The organism is Mesorhizobium sp. M7A.F.Ca.MR.245.00.0.0 (genome assembly GCF_003997415.1).
In the GTDB taxonomy this organism is placed as follows: Bacteria; Pseudomonadota; Alphaproteobacteria; order Rhizobiales; family Rhizobiaceae; genus Mesorhizobium.
Genome location: NZ_RZTE01000001.1, coordinates 77,114 through 95,493, shown reverse-complemented (window position 1 = coordinate 95,493; position 18,380 = coordinate 77,114). Strand labels below are relative to the sequence as shown.

Genomic DNA, 18,380 nt, shown 5'->3' with positions numbered 1-18,380 from the left:
CATCCGGTCCTTCGGCCTTGACCAGATCGTCGGGATCCTTGCCTTCCGGCAGCAGCGCGAAGCGCGCCGAACGGCCGGCCTGCACAGATGGCAGCGCCATGACGGCGGCCCGCCACGCTGCCTTCAGCCCGGCCTTGTCTCCGTCGAAGCACAGCATCGGCTCCGGCGCCATGCGCCAGAGCAGTTCGAGCTGGTTCTCGGTAAGCGCGGTGCCGAGCGGCGCCACGACATTCTCGAAGCCGGCCTGCGCCAGCGCGATCACGTCCATATAGCCTTCGACGGCGATGACCGTGCCGCCCTTGGCCAAGGCCTTGCGGGCGCGGGCGAAATTATAGAGCACATTGCCCTTGTGGAAGAGCTCGGTGTCAGGCGAGTTCATGTATTTGGCCAGCGCATCCGGCTGCAGCGCACGGCCGCCGAACGCGATGATCTTGCCCCGGGAATCCGGAATCGGGAACATGATGCGGTCGCGGAACCAGTCATAGGAAACCGGGATGTCGTCGCCGTGGCGCACCAGTCCACAAGCCTCGATGTCGGCCCTGGGCACGCCCTTGGCGGCGAGATGCTCCTTCAGCGCATTGCGGCTGTCGGGCGCAAAACCGAGCCGGAACGATTGCTGCGTCGCCGGCGTCAGTCCGCGGTCGCGCAGATAGGCACGCGCCTTGGCGCCTTCCGGCCCCTGCAGCCGTTCCTGGAAGAAGGTGGTGGCCATCTCCATGACGTCTGTCAGGCTGGCGCGTTCCTTTTCGCGCCGCTCCTCCTGCGCATCGCGAACCGGCATCGGCACACCGGCCATGTCGGCGATCTTTTCGACCGCTTCGGGAAAGCTCATCCCGTCGAGTTCGGTGAGGAACTTGAAATGATCGCCCGAAACCGAACAGCCGAAACAGTGGTAGCGGCCCTTTTTGTCCTCGCAGTGGAAGGACGGGCTCTTCTCGCCGTGGAACGGACAACAGGCCCAATAGTCGCCGCGCGGCGCGTTGGTTTTCTTCCTGTCCCACGCAACGCGCTGGCCGATCACCGATGAAATCGGCACGCGGTCGCGTATCTCGTCGAGGAAGGCGGGTGGAAAGCGCATCGGGGAACTCGTTTCCCGATTATATAATCATACCCGCGAAATCCGACGACCCTTAATGCGGGCCATACCCGGTTTCCACAGGCAAAAGAGGCGGCCGTTGCGGGCCGCCTCTTTCCAATATCCGCCTGGGGAGCGATCAGTGCGCGGCAAGCGCGCCGAAAATGACGCCGGAGAGCACACCGACCAACACATAGTCGTTGCCGACGCGGATCCATTCCTGGCCGCGGCCGGGACGATGCAGGCCGTAGCGGCCGTAGTCGCGGATCGGCTGGTGCTGTCTCCAGCCTGAATATTTATGCCCGTTGCGCCAGTTGTTGCGCTTCACGATGACCTTCTTATGGATGACGCGCTTCTGGATGAAACGCTTCTTGACATCCCTGTTGGTGGGCTTTTGCCAGTCGACCTGGCTGTAGTTCGACTGCGGAGCGTTCGGTGCGTTCAGCGGTGCGGCTTGGCCGGTGAGCGACGTAGCGGCCAGCATCGAGAAAGCGAGTGCGGAAAGGACAATGCGTTTCAAGAGAAGTCTCCTTGGTTGTCGATGCCAGAGGAATAGCGGGCCACCGATGAACCGAAACTGAACGCCTGCATTACAATTGCGTAATGAATTCCTTGATTTACCCGATAGAGCTGAACATAATCGCAAAGGTCAGGAGTCTGTCGCGCTGCTAACTCGGCCTATCCGTTGCTTCGCGCCCGCCCCGCAATGCAACCATTTGCGCGTCCGTCCATTTTCCGACACCGCCCGTCGCGCTGCAACGGCCCTTGAAATCGACAAGATTTTATTATCCGGCTAAAATATTCGAGCTATTATAAGCCACCGCCATGAACATGATTCGTACCCTCGTTTTCCCTTCTGATCGCCACGCCAAACAGGACGCGCATCCTGTTTGCATGCGGGGGACGAAATGAGCGGGTCCGTCGTCCTTCTGCATCTGGCCGGCGCCGTGGCGCTGATGCTGTTTGCCACCCGCATGGTGAAGACCGGCGTCGAACGCGCCTATGGCGACGTGCTGCGCCATCGCCTGCGCGCCACCATGCGCAATCCGATCATGGCGGTGCTGGCCGGCACCGGCCTTGCCATCGCCCTGCAAAGCTCCACAGCCGTCACGCTGCTGGTCGGCTCCTTCGCCGGCTCTGGCATCGTCTCGGGCGCCGCGGGCCAATTGGCAGTGCGCGGCGCCGAGATCGGCTCTGCGCTGGTGGTCAAGCTGCTGACCTTCGACCTCACCTTGCTGGTGCCGCTGTGCCTGATCACCGGCACGGTCATGTTCATGGCCACCGAGCGGCGCGACTGGCGCCAGACCGGCCGCATTCTGGTCGGCATCGGCCTTTTGATCCTGTCGCTGGAGATGATCGGACAGGCGTCTGAGCCGCTGCGCAACAGCCAGCTCATGCCGGTCATCATCAACTACTTCTCGACCGATTCCATCACCGCCTATCTGCTGGCGGCGCTGATCACCTGGCTGTTCCAGTCGAGCATCGCGGCGGTGCTGTTGATGGCGACGCTGGCGGGCCGCGGCCTGATCACGCCTGAACTCGGCGTTGTTCTTATCCTCGGCGTCAATCTCGGCTCCTCGATCATCGCGCCGATGCTGACCCGCTCGTCGAGCCCCGAGGTGCGCGTCGTGCCGATCGGCAACCTCCTGATGCGCGGGCTTGGTTCGCTTGTCATCCTGATCCTGGTCATGATCTTCAGGCCGCACTTCGCCTTTCTCGGTTCGACGGCGGCGGACCAGATCGTCAATGCCCACATCCTGTTCAATGTGCTGATCCTGCTCGCCGGCCTGCCGCTGGCAGGGTTTGTCTACCGCGCTTCGGAGAAGATCGTCGCACTTGGCACCAAGCCCGTGCCGGCCGCCTCGCTTGACGTCGTCGAGCTGTCCGCGCTCAACGAAAGCGCGCTCGACGTGCCGAGCCAGGCGCTTGCCAATGCCACCCGCGAGGTGGTGCGGGTCTGCGAGACGATCGAGATCATGCTCAAGCGCATCATCGAACTCTATGAAAGCGCCGACGCCGACAAGATTAAAGCGCTGGCCGCACTCGACGACCGCGTCGACCGCAAGCACGCCGCGATCAAGCTCTACCTCGCCAAGTTGACCAGGAACGCGCTGACCGAGGACGAGGCGCTGCGCTGCCAGGAGCTGATCGGCGCCTGCGTCAAGCTGGAGCAGGTCGGCGACATCATCGTGCGCAACATGCTGGTGCATGTGAAAAAGAAGTTCGAGCGCGGACTGGAATTCACCGACGAGGGCTGGGCCGAGCTGTGCGCCTTCCATAGCTCGGTGCTGGCCAATGCGCGGCTTGCCTTCAACGTTTTGGTGTCGCGCGATCCCGAGACCGCCCGCCAGTTGGTGCTGGAAAAAGACCGGCTTCGCGACCGCGAAAAAGAAACCAGCGCCAGCCATTTCGTGCGCCTGCGCGACGGCACTGCCAAGAGCGTCGAGACCAGCTCGATCCATCTCGACACCATCCGCGACCTGAAGCAGATCAATTCGCTGCTGGCCTCGATGGCCTATCCGGTGCTCGAAGAGCGCGGTCTGCTGACTGGATCCAGGTTGAAGGCGAGCTGAGAAGCAGCCGATCTCCCCCTCGTGAGGGAGATTGGCGCTTCATCGCCTCGCGCCCCCACTGAAGAAAACCTAAACTCGCGACAAAAATTTCTGGATTGCCCGCGACGCTCATCCGTGGTTTGAGGCCGTTCCAGCTAAGGCTTCCCCATGTCGCTTCCGCTCATTGCGCTGTTCATCGCCGCCTTTGCCTTCGGCACCACTGAATTCGTCATTGCCGGCGTGCTGCCGCAAGTGGCGGAGGGGCTCGGCGTCTCGGTTCCCTCGGCCGGCTATCTCGTCTCCGGCTATGCCTGCGGCATCGCCATCGGCGGTCCACTGCTGGCGCTCGCCACCAAGTCGCTGTCGCGCAAGAGCCTGCTGCTCGGCCTCGCCATCGCCTTCACCATCGGCCAGGCGGCTTGCGCGCTGGCGCCCGACTTCACCTCGATGCTACTGTTGCGCATTGCCGTGGCGGTCGCGCATGGCGCCTATTTCGGCGTCGCCATGGTCGTCGCCGTCGGTCTCGTGCGCGAGGACCAGCGCGGCATGGCTGTCGCCGTCATCCTGTCTGGCCTCACCGTCTCCAACGTCATCGGCGTGCCGGCCGGCACCGCGATCGGCAACATCTGGGGCTGGCGCGCCACCTTCTGGGTGATGTGCGCGCTCGGCGTGGCGGCGACGCTTGCCATGGCAGCCCTGTTGCCGCGCACCACCGGCTCATCGGCCAGGCCCGCCGGTTTCGCCCGCGAGGTCCGTGTGCTGGCCCGCCAGCAGGTCTGGACTTCGCTGATCCTGATGCTGATGCTGATGATCGGCCAGTTCGGCCTGTTCACCTACATCACCCCGACACTGCTGGAGGTCACCGGGCTCGACGAGAACCTGGTGCCGTGGGTGCTGCTGCTCAACGGCGTCGGCGCCACGCTCGGCGTCTTCCTCGGCGGCAAGCTGTCCGACTGGAAGCTGATGCCGTCATTGATCACCATGCTGGCCCTGCAGGCGGTGACGCTGGCCGTCATCTACGCCGTCAGCCCCTATCCCCTGCCGATGGTTGTGGCGATCGTCGTCTGGGGCGGCCTCAACTTCGCCATCGGCACACCGATCCAGACCCGCATCCTGGCCTGGACGGCGGACGCCTCGAACCTCGCCTCGTCGCTCATTCCGTCCGGCTTCAATGTCGGCATCGCGCTGGCCGCGTCGTTGGGCGCCGCGATGCTGAACAGCGGCTATGGCTACCGCAGCCTGCCGCTGCTGGGCGCCATCGCCATGCTGGTCGCCGTCGCGGTGGCGCTGGCATCCTATGTCTGGGAAGGGCGCAGCAACGCCACGCCGCCGCTGACGGCTCCGGCGGAATAGACCACTTCACCCGCGCCAGCGCAGCAGGCGCATGGCGTTGGCGGTGACCAGCACCGTGGCGCCGGTATCGGCCAGGATCGCCGGCCACAGGCCGGTGATGCCCAAAATGGTGGTGACCAGGAACACCGCCTTCAGCCCGAGCGCAACGCTGATGTTCTGGCCGATATTGGCCATCACCGCCCGCGACAGTCTTACCATGCGCGCGACATCCATGACGCGGCCATGCAGGATCGCCGCGTCCGCCGTCTCCAGCGCCACATCGGTGCCGCCGCCCATGGCGATTCCGATGTCGGCGGCGGCGATCGCCGGTGCGTCGTTGATGCCATCGCCGACCTTGGCGATCTTCAGCCCTTCGCGCTGCAATTCACCGATGATGCGCTGCTTGTCCTGAGGCAACAGCTCCGCCCGAGCCTCGATGCCGAGCGAAGCGGCAATGGCTTCGGCCGTGCGGCGATTGTCGCCGGTCAGCATGATCGTGCGGATGCCTTCGGCCTTAAGCGCCGCAATGCCGGCCGCCGCATCCGGTCGCGGCTCGTCGCGCATGGCGATCAGCCCTGCCACCACGCCGTCGGCGACCAGCACTGACACGGTCTTGCCCTGCCCGTTGAGGCTGTCGACGGCGAGGCGCTGCACTTGCGTCATGTCGGCGCGTTCGCCCACCGCCGGACCGGAGCCGAGGAAGACGGCGACGCCACCGACGCTGCCCTCGACACCTTTGCCCGAGATCGCCTTCGCCGCCAGAGCCGGCGGCACCGGCGCACCATCAGCCTTGGCCCTGTCGAGGATCGCCATGGCTAGCGGATGGCTGGAACCCTGCTCGAGCGCCGCCGCCAGCGCCAGCACGGTGCGTTCATCGCGGCCATAGGCCATGATGTCGGTCACCACGGGCCTGCCCGCGGTCAGCGTGCCCGTCTTGTCGAAGGCCACCGCCGTGATCCGGCGAAACCCTTCCAGCACCGCACCACCTTTCATCAGCAGGCCACGCCGCGCGCCGGTCGCAAGGCCAGCGGCGATTGCCGCCGGCGTCGAGATGACGAGCGCGCAGGGGCAACCGATCAGCAGGATCGCCAGGCCCTTGTAGATCCATTCGTTCCAGTTGCCGCCGGCAAGCAGCGGCGGCAGCATCGCCACCAGCGCGCCGACCGCCAGCACCGCTGGCGTGTAGGTGCGCGAGAAGCGGTCGATGAAGCGTTCGGTCGGCGCCTTGGCCTCCTGCGCCTCCTCCACCAGCCGCACGATTCGGGCGATGGTGTTGTCGGAAGCGGCCGCCGTCACCCGCACCTTGAGCACGCCGTCGGTGCTGATCGTGCCGGCGAAGACGGCGTCAGCGACACCCTTGCGCTTCGGTGTGCTCTCGCCGGTCACCGGCGCCTCGTCGATATCGCTCGATCCCTCGACGATCTCGCCGTCGGCCGGGATGCGGTCACCCGGCCGCACCACGATGACATCGCCGACCGCGAGGTCTTCGGCGGGAACCTCCGATGTGCCGCCTGCCCGCTCGACCAGAGCTGTCTTCGGCACCAGGTCGGCAAGCCCCTGGATGCTCGCCCGCGCGCGGCCGGCGGCGACGCCTTCCAGAAGTTCGCCGATCAGGAACAGCACGACCACGGCGGCGGCTTCTTCCGTGGCGCCGATCATCACGGCACCTATCGCCGCTATGGTCATCAGCATCTCGATCGAGAACGGCGTGCCGGCCAATGCCGCCATCAGCGCGCGCCGCGCGATCGGCACCAGGCCGACCAGCAAAGCGGCCACGAACACCCAGCGCTCTGCTACTGGGAACAGATGGCCGATGCAGTAGGCGGCAACAAGCGCCGCCGCGCAGGCCAGCGTCAGCACTGCCCGGCGGGAGCGCCACCACGCCTGCCCCGGCTCGGCATCGCTGTGATCATGATCAGCATGGTCATGTGCCTTGGCCACTGAAGCACGCCCATCGGCCCCGCCTTCCGCCTTGACGATGCCGTAGCCGAGCTGCGCGACCTGCCTCAGCACCTTGTCGTCGTTGAGCGAACCACCGTGGCTGACGGTCATGCTGGCGCCGGTCACCGAAACCGAGACATCGGCGACGCCGTCGAGGCGGCGCACCGCCGTATCGATCTTGGCCGCGCAGGAGGCGCAGTCCATGCCGCCGATCTTGAACCGTGTCTGCCCGATTGTTTCCTGCTTGAGGGGTGCCGTCATCACATTACCTGTCTGCCTTGCCCGCGCGGCGTCGCCGCATGGGTCTTGAATCCTGATGTCCAGCACTGTAATTGCTCTAGTCACTAGAGCTTCAAGAGGAAAATTTCATGTTTTCGATCGGTGATCTCTCGCGCCGAACCGGGGTCAAGGTGCCGACCATCCGCTACTACGAGCAGATGGGCCTTGTTGCGGCACCCGAGCGCTCGGAAGGCAACCAGCGCCGCTATTCCAGGCAGGAGCTGGAGCGGCTGGCCTTCATCCGCCACGCCCGCGACCTCGGCTTCGCCGTCGACGACATCCGCTCGCTGATCGAATTGAGCGGCCACCCCGAGCAGCCCTGCGGCCACGCCGACCGGATCGCCGAAGAGCAACTGATCTCGGTGCGGGAAAAGATTGCCCAGTTGAAGCGGCTCGAGGCCGAGCTCGAGCGCATCGCCACGTGCTGCAATGGCCAGACGGTCGGCGACTGCTACGTCATCCGCGCGCTATCGGATCATGCGCTGTGCGCCGATGAGCATGGTTGAGAGGTGCGAAGGACAAACTTGCGCGTCAAAGTCGGCGCCGAGTTCGAAATGAGGGGGTGAACTCAATCCGACGAGATCACCCCGCAACGATCTCGCCCGGCGAGGCACGGTCCACCAAAGCGCAGTCTCTTACGACAAGGGCCGCGCTCCCATCGCTGGAAACACGGCCCGGACGTTGGGTCCTTGGGAGGACTGGCACTCCGGCGCGGCTGCGCCGGAGCACCTTTAGCGGTCTCAGGCAATGTCGAAGCGGTCGGCGTTCATCACCTTGGTCCACGCAGCGACGAAATCCCTGGTGAATTTCGCCTTGGCGTCCGCCGACCCGTAGACCTCGGCAAGCGCGCGGAGCTGGGCGTGCGAGCCGAAGATCAGGTCGGCACGGGTGCCGGTCCACTTGACCGCCTTGGTCTTGCGGTCACGCGCCTCGTAGACTTCGTCGGAGCCGGCGGCCGGGTCCCAGACCGTGTTCATGCTGAGCAGATTGACGAAGAAGTCGTTGGTCAACGTACCCGGCCGGTCGGTGAGCACGCCGTGCTTCGACCTGGCCGTGTTGGCGCCGAGCACGCGCAGACCGCCGACCAGAACCGTCATCTCGGGCGCGGTCAGCGACAGCAATTGCGCGCGGTCGACCAGCATGGCTTCGACCGACATCGGCTGCTTGCCCCTGACATAGTTGCGGAAGCCATCGACTTTCGGCTCGAGCGCGGCGAAGGAATGGACATCCGTCTGTTCCTGCGAAGCATCCATGCGGCCCGGCGTGAACGGCACCTTGGTCTCGTGACCGCCGTCCTTCGCCGCCTTCTCGACCGCAGCGACGCCGCCGAGCACGATAAGGTCGGCCAGCGAGATCTTTCTCCCGCCGGTCTGTGCCGCGTTGAACTCCGTCTGGATGGCTTCCAGCTTCGCCAGCACCTTCGACAGTTCCGCCGGCTGGTTGACGTCCCAATCCTTCTGCGGTGCCAGTCGGATACGTGCCCCGTTGGCACCACCGCGCTTGTCGGAATTGCGGAACGTCGAGGCCGAGGCCCACGCAGTCGAGACCAATTCGGAGACCGAAAGGCCCGATGCGAGGATCTTCGCCTTCAGCAACGCAATGTCCTGCTCGCCGACCAGTTCATGGTCGACCGCCGGGATAGGGTCCTGCCAGATCAGCTCTTCCTTCGGCACGAGCGGACCGAGATAACGAACGACCGGACCCATGTCGCGATGGGTCAGCTTGTACCAGGCCCGGGCGAACGCGTCGGCGAAATGGTCCGGATGCTCATGGAAGCGCCTCGAAATCTTCTCGTAGGCCGGATCGACCCGCAGTGCGAGATCGGTGGTCAGCATGGCAGGCGCGCGGCGCTTGGACGGATCGTGGGCATCCGGCACGATCCCGGCACCGGCGCCGCCCTTCGGCGTCCACTGATGCGCTCCCGCCGGGCTCGTGGTCAGCTCCCATTCGAAGTTGAACAGATTGTCGAAGAAGTTGTTGCTCCACTTGGTCGGCGTCGTGGTCCAGGTCACCTCGAGGCCCGAGGTGATGGCGTCGCCTGCAATGCCGGAGGCGTGCTTGCTCGACCAGCCAAGGCCCTGCGCCTCGATGCTCGAGCCTTCAGGCTCCGCGCCCACCAGCGAGGCATCGCCGGCGCCGTGCGTCTTGCCGAAGGTGTGACCGCCAGCGATCAGCGCCACGGTCTCCTCGTCGTTCATGGCCATGCGCGCGAAGGTCTCGCGGATGTCGCGTGCCGAGGCCAGCGGATCCGGCTTGCCGTTCGGCCCTTCCGGATTGACGTAGATCAGTCCCATCTGGACGGCGCCGAGATGGCCCTGGAGTTCGCGGTCGCCGGAGTAGCGCTTGTCGTCGAGCCACTTGGTTTCCGAACCCCAATCGACGTCCTGTTCGGGTTCCCAGACGTCGGCGCGGCCGCCAGCAAAACCGAAGGTCTTGAAGCCCATCGATTCCAGCGCGACGTTGCCGGTGAGGATCAGCAGGTCGGCCCAGGAGATCTTGCGGCCATATTTCTGCTTGACCGGCCACAGCAGCCGGCGCGCCTTGTCGAGATTGGCATTGTCCGGCCAGCTGTTGAGCGGAGCAAAACGCTGCTGGCCGGCCCCGGCGCCGCCACGGCCATCGCCGATGCGGTAGGTGCCGGCACTGTGCCAGGCCATGCGGATGAACAGCGGCCCGTAATGGCCGAAGTCGGCCGGCCACCACTCCTGCGAATCCGTCATCACCTGGTGCAGGTCCTTGATCACCGCATCGAGATCGAGCGACTTGAATTCCTCGGCATAGTCGAACTCTTCGCCCATCGGATCCGAAAGGTTCGATTGCTGATGGAGAACGCCAAGATCGAGTTGGTTGGGCCACCAGTCACGGTTGCTCCTGCTGGAGGATCCGTGTGCAACGGGGCATTTGCCGGCGCTGGGATCATCGGTCTGTGCGTCCATGTTCTTCTCCGATCGTGGCTGTGTTGAGCTGTTCAACTGCTGCGTGAACAGGGACGTTGGATGTCCCTGGAGGCGGTCCGTTTCATGGCTGGCGCGATGACCATATGCCCGATACGCGACCGAATATGTTGGATGTCCCGTTGCCGCGGGCATGCGCCTCACCAGGCGGTCCCGGCTGCTCCTCATCTTCGTTGGGACTCCTATAGCAAAGCCGCTTGATTAATTTAAGTTGGATTTCCTGATTACAGCGATAAGATGACATTATGACAAACCTGACGCTGAAGCAGTTGCGTTATTTCGAGGCACTGGCGCGGCACAATCATTTCGGCCGTGCCGCCGATGCCTGCGCGATCTCGCAGCCCGCCATCTCGGTGCAGATCCGGGAGTTGGAGGAAACGCTTGGCACGGAGCTTTTCCAAAGAGGCCCACGTCAGGTCCGGCTGACCAATTTCGGCGAGGAATTCGCCTTGCGCGTTCGCGACATCCTGCGCTCGGTGGATGAGCTGACGGATCTGGCCCGCGCCTCGCGCGACCGGCTGGTGGGACGGTTGCGCATCGGAGTGATCCCGACGATCGCACCCTACCTTCTGCCTGCCATCATCGGCAACCTCGCCCGCATGCATGACGGGCTCGATATCCACGTGCGCGAAACGCAGACGCAGAAGCTGATCCAGGAACTGGCCGACGGCCGGCTCGATGCCGCCATCGTCGCCTTGCCGGTATCGGAAGCGTCGCTGACGGAAATCGTGCTGTTTGCCGAGAACTTCGTGCTGGTCCGACCCGGCGAGGATGAGGGAAAGCCGGTGCCCAACCGCGAAATGCTGCGCGAGATGCGGCTGCTCCTGCTCGAGGAAGGCCATTGTTTTCGCGACCAGGCGCTGTCGTTCTGCAACATGCATTCGGTGCGCCCAAGGGAGTTGCTGGACGGCAGCTCGCTGTCGACCCTGGTGCAGATGGTCGGCGCCGGCGTCGGCGTCACCTTGATCCCCGAAATGGCCGTGCCGGTCGAGACGCGCTCGGCGGCGGTCTCTATCGCCCATTTCGCCAACCCCCAACCGTCGCGGACGATCGGCATGATCTGGCGCAAGACAAGCCCGATCGCCAAACAGCTGCTGCTTATATCCGAAGTGGTTCGCCAGGCGGCCGAAGCATTGCGCGCGCAGCACGGTTCGGCATCGGTTGCGCAGCCTCCGAAGCTGCCGGCAGCGGCCCAATGAAGGCAGGCTGACCGGATCGTCAGCCTGCCGCGTGGAACCGGATTTCGCCCTTGTTGAGGAAGCAGGTCTTGTTGAACAGCGACAGGTCCAGGGCGTTCGGCAACCGCACATCGCTGATATCGGGACATGGCTTCTCCGCCGGATCGTATGACCGATCGATCTGCGAGATGAAGACGAGGATCAGTCCCCTGTCGCGGGCAAAGGCCTTCAGCGTGCGAACCTGCGCCATCAGGTCCGGGTTTTCCCGCTTCTGATCGAGCTGTTGCAGATAATCGATCACCACCAGCGTGCCGCGCGGCGCCGCACCCAATGCCTTGACGATATAGGCGGCACTGATGGCGTCGGAATTATCGAATGTGAACTGGTCGTTGAACTGCACCGGGTCCGCCCCGATGGCTCGAAACCGGTCCAGCACATCCCTTTGCGTATATTCGAGCGTAAAGAACACACCGCGATGGCCTGATTTCATGGCTTCGACCGCGAGTTCGAGGCTCATCAGCGTCTTGCCGTGTCCGGGTCGCGCACCGACCAGAACCAGGTCGCCGGGCGCAAGTTGCGCAAACAGCATGCCGGCGGGCGCCGCCTCGGCTGCCTTGGCTGCAAGCAGGCTCCAGCCGGTGAAACCTTCCTGGGCGGCAATACGGTCGAGCGCCTCGTGCAGCGCAATCTTGCCCTCGCGGGACAAAAGCCTGGCTTGACGCTTGAGATGGTAGATGGGCGCGGACAACTTCATCGCAAAACCTCCTGGTGCGAGCCGTTTTTGCAACCCCTCCTTATGCCAAGTGCTCGAACAGTCGGTTCGGTGATTGGATAGCGCCCTGCATGAACGATGCTTTCCCGGCGGAGGGAGGTGGCGTGGGCCGCGCCAGAATCAGATGATAGCTCAATCCCTGCGTATCGAAAATCGCGTACTGACGCTTGGTAGCCAAGCACGTAGGGCGGCTCTGGATGTATGAGGCTGTTGGCGTGACGCCCTGAGCTGGCTAGAGTGCTCTCTATACGGGGGACATCCTATGGTAGGTTACTTCGGTACGGAGATGCAGCAGCACCTGCAGGCACAGGCCGAGGCAAGCGCCGACTTCATCAATGCGACGCCCGGCGCGTGCCAGAACGGACGCATGATGGGCTGCGATGACCCAGACCGGCTCGGGTGGAAGATGATCGACGCGTTTCTGAGCCGTGATCGGGCCTGCGGCTTTCGCCTCATTCCAAGCGAGAAAGTGGATGAGATCAGGTCTCGCCTGTCTGAGCGAGATTGTCGTTTCGACACATGGAATGTCTTCCTCGCTGACCGCGTGACCGCTCTTGCTGCTTCCGAAGCTATCCTTTCCCGACCGCTGCCCGATGGCCTGGCCGAACTGGAACAACCGGACGATCCAGAAGGTGAGCCTATGAAGCACCTCCAGGCGCTTATGGCGGCGGCCGGGATTGTTCCATTCTCCGGCTCGCTGCTGCTCGGAGCTTGCGGGCCGGCAACCACCGTCGCTATCGGAGACGAAAAAGGAACCGTCGTGGCCGCCGCACACGGCTATCTGCCGCACAATGTGTACAGTTGTTATCACCGCTATGCCTGGGGCGGACTTGTTGCGGTAGCAGAAGAGCAGCGAGGCAAGGGGCTTGGCAGCTACATCAACGCCCGCATCATCGTCAGCGTGTTCCGCGATCTCGGTGCGACGCACATCTACGAACTTGTTTCGGCGACGAATATTCCCTCCCGGCGAATGGTCGAGACCTGCGGACTTCGCCCCGAGCCAGCGCTCGTATGCGGGGCGGCAACGCCGAACGGAAGCGCACGCTACACCCGGTAATCTGAATCTGGGCCGATACCAAGCGTCAGCCATTCACCACCGGGGTGCCCAACTTGGTGTGGAGGCCGGTATGTATCTATTTATTCTTTCGGCCCTTGCGGGCTTATTTTGTGCTCGGTCGGACTGGTTATGCTCATAAGAATACGAGGAGAGAAAGCAGACCACGGTACTCCACGTTCGTCGTATTGGTTTGCTGCGGCGGCGGCCGTCGTGTTCGTCGGCGCCGTTCCTTTTTTCGATGTAAATTCACTCTCTGTTGGCACCCCGAGTTCGGCTTCGGGTCGAAAGCAGCCCCATATGTGCCGCCTTCCTTTTGGGTGCGCTAAACAAGATGTGTTTCGCCTGATAATGCGAGACCCTCTACAGTCGATTCCTGGTGGCAACATCACAAAACGCTTCGACAAGGAGAATTGATCCGGTGCGGTTGAGATCTGTTTCTCTGGGAGTCGTCGCCAGCCTTCTCGTCGTCATCGCCGTGGCGGTATCGGCCCGATCCTTTGCCGCACCATCTGCCGTTCCAGCCTGGCTGCAGGCTCATGTCGGCGACAGCGACGGCCAGATCTCGCAAATTGTCCTCGAACGAGCCCGCGCGCTTTACCGGAAGAAGGTCGCGCAAGGCGCTGTCAAGAACCCCTGCTACTTCGCCATGGATGCCACACGCCCCAGCGATCTGGGCAATGGCGTGCTCGGCCGTCGCTATTACGTCATCTGCGAGGCCAGCCAGTCGTTTAGCGCGATTTCGTCAGGCCACGGCAGCGGGCGGAATTTGAAAGGCGTCGTCGATTTTTCAAACGGCAAACGGTGCGCGAAGAACTTCGGCAATGCGATGGATTCATCGTTGACGGCCGGCGGCGCCTATATGACCAGCGAGGCCAAAACCTCGTTCAAGGGCTATTACCGCACCGGCGCGAAGCAGGACGCGGTTTTCCAGCGCACCTTCATCCAGTTCGACGGCGAAGGCGAAGCCGCGAATGCCAGGCAGCGGGCGATCGGCGGTCACGCTGCCCAGGTGCTGCATGGCATGTGCCTGCGCAAAAACCCGAACAGCTCGCACGCCGACCATGACGGCTTCGTGCCGTTCGGCAAGCTGGTGGACTATGCCGGCGGTCGCAGCAATGGCTGCACCAGCTGGTCGCCGGCGGATGCCAAGCGGATCATCCCGATGGTCAAGGACAATCCGACGACGCTCTACATCTACCCGGAATCGCGCGACATCACCGCGGTCGCAGCCGACCGTTCACAGCCGGGCGCCTACTGGAACGCGTCCTGCCTGAAGGAAATCGGCACACCGAAATTCTGGGCGCGAAAGACGCTCGAGCCGATCATCGCCCAATACAGGAAGGATCATCCGGCACCGCCGCCGCAGCCGCTGCCGATCTGCGAAGCGTCTTGAAGTCCGCATCGCACCGCCGCGTCGATTAAGACCGTGCCGCTTTATGTTCGTCGTGCGAACCGCATTGATCGGCGGCCCTGCGACCCACCAGCAATGATTCAATCCGATCTCCAAGGTCAGCGCGCCAGCCAGCTTCGGCCCCCGCCTCTCTCCTCGGCGTCGCTACTCAAAACAGCTGTGTGCATAAGGGCCGGATGGATCAGACCGGTTGAATGCTCTGGCCGAGGAGAGAATTTCCGGCACCACGTTCAGCCGATTGCGGTGGTTGGAACCAACGGCCTGCTACCCAGTTAGAAAGCCAGCAAGTCTGGTTCTAGCCTTGCCGCCATGTGAATCAAAACCCGCCGACGCAGTCTACGGCCTAGCAGGAGTGGCGACCTTGCAGCGGCGGTGGCCCCGCTGGGAAACCGGTGTGCCTGCCTCCGCAACCTGGGCTGCACAGCCGCTGACGACAGCCCAGCAGACACCGTCGCCGACAGCCAAACAACAGGAGATATGCCGACATGAAAGCAGCCCGCATCCATGCTTTTGGCGGACCTGAGGTTGTTTCGATCGATCAAGTCCCCTTGCCTCAACCGCTTGACGACGAGGTTGTGCTCAGGGTTCGCGCCGCGAGCGTCAATCCGATCGACTACAAGATCCGCGAAGGTTCGACGAGCGAAACCCTGCCGGTCACGCTCGGGCGCGACGTGTCCGGCACGGTGGAAATATGCGGCACGCGGGCGCATACGTTGAAGAAGGGCGACCCGTTATTTGCGATGCTTGGTCATGACCGCGGCGGCAATGCCGAATATGTCGTGGTCAAGGCGACGGAGGCGGCTGCGAAACCGGATCGTCTAAGCCATGTCGAAGCCGCGGCGGTGCCGCTTGCCGGCACCACTGCATGGCAGGGCCTTTTCGACCATGGCGGCCTCAAATCCGGGCAACGGGTTCTCATCCATGGCGGCGCCGGCGGCGTCGGTCATCTGGCGATCCAGTTCGCCAAGGCCGCGGGCGCGTTCGTCGCGACAACCGTTTCCGCCGAGGACGTGGTTTTCGTCCGTGAGCTCGGCGCCGATCAGACGGTCGACTACAAGAACCAGCGTTTCGAAGAGGTCGTCGATGCGGTCGACCTGGTGTTCGACCTTGTCGCGGGCGACACGCAGGACCGCTCCTGGGAGGTGCTCAAGCCAGGCGGGACGCTCGTTTCCACTCTTTCCGAACCGTCGCAGGAAAAGGCAAACTTGCGCCGGGCGCGTGGCGTCTCCTATCTGGCCGAACCGAATGCGGCGCATCTTGCCGAGATCGGCCGCCTCATCGAGGCCGGCAAGGTCACCCCCTTCGTGCAAGCCACCTACCCTCTTGGAGAGGTCGCCAAAGCGGAAGAACGGCTGGAAAATGAGCATGTGCGTGGCAAGATCGTGCTTGAGGTTTCCGCCTAGCGAGTTGGTGCTTCTGCCATCCCTCTGGAACGGGTTATCCGATCCGCGCGTCGCCGTCGCGACTGTCGAGCCAATGACAGTCTTGACCATCATGCCGGCAGCGCAACCAAGAGCGTTCCGTGGATTCCGGAAGCAGAGCCGGATCACGGGCCGCCAAGCCAATTTTAGCGATAGATAGCGAAACGATTGTCCCCAAGCATCGTTTCGAAACCAGACATGAATTCAATGAGGAGGCGATGATGCGTAAGCGTTGTGCCATCTCACGGTGACGGCCGTGATTGCAGTTGACAGCCTTGCCAAGCATGACTTATCCACGTCCACACGGTAATGGATTCTGCCGGGCATTACGCCGTACCGCTTCCCCGATGAAGCTGATGACTCCTACTCAACGCGAGCCACGCGAAGGAGTAGAGTCGTGCCTGGAATTCACTTTCTGTGTTCTCCCAATCAGGGTGCCGTCCTCGACGGAGCGTCGCACGCATGACGCCGGCATCGATTTTCGGCCTCCGTTTTCAGCAAATCCGCAGTCTCACAAAGTGGATCATGACCGTTGTCCCCATGGCGGTCGCGGTGGGATCGCTGATTGCACTATTTCTCTGGAGCCTCGACAGGGCGACAGAGCTTCGCTTCGCGTTTCCCTGGCTGATCTTCTGCATGCCGGTGGCGGGTTTTGCCATGGTCTGGGCCTATGGCAGCTTCGGGAAGTCCGCCGAAGGCGGCAACAATCTCATTGTCGATCAAATCCATGAACCGGGCGGCGGCGTGCCGTTCCGCATGGCTCCATTCATCCTGGTGAGCACTGTCATGACGCATCTTGTCGGCGGCTCGGCCGGACGAGAGGGTACGGCCGTCCAACTTGGTGGCAGCCTGGCAAGCGCATGTGGCAAGGTATTCAAGCTGCCTCCTGCCGACGTTCGCATCCTCCTGATGGCAGGTATTGCGGCGGGCTTCGGGGCGGTGTTCGGCACGCCGATCGCGGGAGCGGTCTTCGCCCTGGAGGTTCTCACCATCGGCCGGATGCAATATGAAGCGCTGCTGCCAGCCCTGCTCGCGGCGGTCGTTGCCGATTGGACCTGCCATGCCTGGAGCATCGGCCACGTCCACTACTCGATCACCTATCTCGGCGGTGTCGGCAAAGGGATCGGCTTCCATCTTGACGCTTTTCTGATGCTCAAGGTGGTGATCGCTGGCGTCGCCTTTGGGCTGGCCGCACACGTCTTTGCAGAACTCTCTCATCAAGCGTCTTCACTCTACAAGACAATCCTGCCCTACGCTCCGCTACGGCCCGTGCTGGCGAGTGCCATGCTGATTGGTCTCGTCTACCTCCTTGGTACACGGGAGTATCTCGGCCTGGGCGTCTGGTCCCCCAATCCTGATGACGTGACGCTCCTTGGCTTCTTCCGTCCGGATCATATCGACTACTGGAGCTGGGCCTGGAAAGGGCTTTTCACCATCGTCACCCTGAGCGCAGGCTTCAAGGGCGGTGAGGTCACGCCTCTGTTCTTCATCGGCGCGGCCCTCGGCAGTGCGGTTGCAGGCGTCCTCGGTGCACCGCCAGACCTGTTCGCAGCTCTTGGATTCGTGGCGGTTTTCGCTGGCGCAACCAATACACCGCTCGCCTGCATGATCATGGGCATCGAACTGTTCGGGGCCACACACGCCGTCTATCTGGCGGTCGCCTGCTTCGTTGCCTATCTCTGTAGCGGCCATTCCAGCATCTATCTCTCCCAACGGGTCGGCGTGCCGAAGACGGTCGCCGCCAATGACATTCCGCCGGATATTTCCGTTCGCCACATGCGCGACATGAACGCCCAAGCCATGGGCGACCTCATTAGCCGTGCACGGCTGCGCTCCCTCCGGACAACCGCAAACTTTCAGGAAAGGCCTACCGTCATGACCAGCCACAAGCTCACCTCCCGCGAAGTTGGGATGGTCCGCGTCTACATGAAGCCGCGCGAGAAAGCAGTCGGCAAGGCTGCTTGGTTCGGCAGTGGCAAGCCCCTCTACAGGGAGTTGGTCATGCAGGCCAAGGCCGCCGGTATCATGAATGCCGTCGCGCATAGCACTCATTTCGGATACTCGAACCATGGGAAGCTTCAGCGGGAGGGCGTGGAGATTCCCAATCCCGATCTGACCATGTGCGTCGAACTGATCGCGGACCGTGAGCAACTCGAAGATTTCTGCTGCACCCATGGGGCGCTCCTGAGGAACAAGGTGATCGTCTACAAACACATCGAGCACTGGGATGTTCTCGGCCACGAGATCGCCGCCCAAGAGGCGCTGATGAAGGCTACACTTTGAAGAGACCGGAATGATCTACTCGGTCGTCTTCGTCGGCGCTGGGATCGCGTCGTGCGCTGCCGAAGGAAATCCAGGCGCTCTGGCCCGAAAATAGCGACGGCAACGAATCCGACGCTTTGCGAGCA

Annotated in this window: 13 protein-coding genes; 8 read left to right on the top strand and 5 right to left on the bottom strand. The window is 63.1% G+C overall.

Translation table 11 applies throughout. The features are described from left to right. A partial coding sequence (gene dnaG, locus EOB80_RS34955) for a DNA primase (protein ID WP_245466197.1) occupies nucleotides 1–1,078 on the bottom strand: 1,078 nt, incomplete at its 3' end. 136 nt (nucleotides 1,079–1,214) lie between these two features. Continuing rightward, nucleotides 1,215–1,595, bottom strand: coding sequence for an RcnB family protein (locus EOB80_RS00445; protein ID WP_127270906.1), 381 nt, complete (start codon nucleotides 1,593–1,595; stop codon nucleotides 1,215–1,217). Between the two features lie 388 nt (nucleotides 1,596–1,983). On the opposite strand from EOB80_RS00445, the gene EOB80_RS00440 reads away from it, so the two are divergent. Then, nucleotides 1,984–3,648 (top strand): Na/Pi cotransporter family protein, encoded by a 1,665-nt coding sequence (locus EOB80_RS00440; protein WP_127326288.1) that lies wholly within the window; start codon nucleotides 1,984–1,986, stop codon nucleotides 3,646–3,648. Between the two features lie 147 nt (nucleotides 3,649–3,795). Beyond that, nucleotides 3,796–4,980: an MFS transporter gene (locus EOB80_RS00435; protein ID WP_127326287.1), complete on the top strand. Its 1,185-nt coding sequence runs from the start codon at nucleotides 3,796–3,798 to the stop codon at nucleotides 4,978–4,980. A gap of 6 nt (nucleotides 4,981–4,986) precedes the next feature. On the opposite strand, the gene EOB80_RS00430 is transcribed toward EOB80_RS00435, so the two are convergent. Then, complete coding sequence (locus EOB80_RS00430; protein WP_127326286.1) at nucleotides 4,987–7,161, bottom strand: heavy metal translocating P-type ATPase; 2,175 nt, start codon at nucleotides 7,159–7,161, stop codon at nucleotides 4,987–4,989. 107 nt (nucleotides 7,162–7,268) lie between these two features. Here EOB80_RS00430 and EOB80_RS00425 point away from each other — a divergent pair, with 107 nt between their 5' ends. Further along, complete coding sequence (locus EOB80_RS00425) at nucleotides 7,269–7,685, top strand: helix-turn-helix domain-containing protein (protein ID WP_127326285.1); 417 nt, start codon at nucleotides 7,269–7,271, stop codon at nucleotides 7,683–7,685. Between the two features lie 234 nt (nucleotides 7,686–7,919). Here the strand turns inward: EOB80_RS00425 and katG are convergent, their stop codons facing one another. Next, nucleotides 7,920–10,115, bottom strand: coding sequence for a catalase/peroxidase HPI (katG, locus tag EOB80_RS00420; RefSeq protein ID WP_127326284.1), 2,196 nt, complete (start codon nucleotides 10,113–10,115; stop codon nucleotides 7,920–7,922). Between the two features lie 263 nt (nucleotides 10,116–10,378). Here katG and EOB80_RS00415 point away from each other — a divergent pair, with 263 nt between their 5' ends. Then, complete coding sequence (locus EOB80_RS00415) at nucleotides 10,379–11,332, top strand: hydrogen peroxide-inducible genes activator (RefSeq protein WP_127326283.1); 954 nt, start codon at nucleotides 10,379–10,381, stop codon at nucleotides 11,330–11,332. A gap of 19 nt (nucleotides 11,333–11,351) precedes the next feature. Here the strand turns inward: EOB80_RS00415 and EOB80_RS00410 are convergent, their stop codons facing one another. Then, nucleotides 11,352–12,065 (bottom strand): DNA helicase, encoded by a 714-nt coding sequence (locus EOB80_RS00410; RefSeq protein ID WP_127326282.1) that lies wholly within the window; start codon nucleotides 12,063–12,065, stop codon nucleotides 11,352–11,354. A gap of 280 nt (nucleotides 12,066–12,345) precedes the next feature. Between EOB80_RS00410 and EOB80_RS00405 the strand changes: the two genes are divergently transcribed. The 4 genes from EOB80_RS00405 (at nucleotide 12,346) to EOB80_RS00390 (ending at nucleotide 18,255) form a co-directional block, all read left to right on the top strand. Continuing rightward, nucleotides 12,346–13,140 carry a GNAT family N-acetyltransferase gene (locus tag EOB80_RS00405; protein WP_127326281.1) on the top strand — a complete coding sequence of 265 codons (795 nt, stop codon included), beginning with the start codon at nucleotides 12,346–12,348 and terminating at the stop codon, nucleotides 13,138–13,140. Nucleotides 13,141–13,558: 418 nt separating this feature from the next. Further along, the gene (locus EOB80_RS00400; RefSeq protein ID WP_127326280.1) at nucleotides 13,559–14,533 is read left to right on the top strand and encodes a hypothetical protein; all 975 of its coding nucleotides are present in this window, start codon (nucleotides 13,559–13,561) and stop codon (nucleotides 14,531–14,533) included. Nucleotides 14,534–15,036: 503 nt separating this feature from the next. Then, the gene (locus tag EOB80_RS00395) at nucleotides 15,037–15,954 is read left to right on the top strand and encodes an NADP-dependent oxidoreductase (RefSeq protein WP_127326279.1); all 918 of its coding nucleotides are present in this window, start codon (nucleotides 15,037–15,039) and stop codon (nucleotides 15,952–15,954) included. A 480-nt stretch (nucleotides 15,955–16,434) separates the two neighbouring features. Further along, nucleotides 16,435–18,255, top strand: a complete 1,821-nt coding sequence (locus EOB80_RS00390) for a DUF190 domain-containing protein (RefSeq protein ID WP_127326278.1) — start codon at nucleotides 16,435–16,437, stop codon at nucleotides 18,253–18,255. The last annotated feature ends 125 nt before the right edge of the window (nucleotides 18,256–18,380 follow it).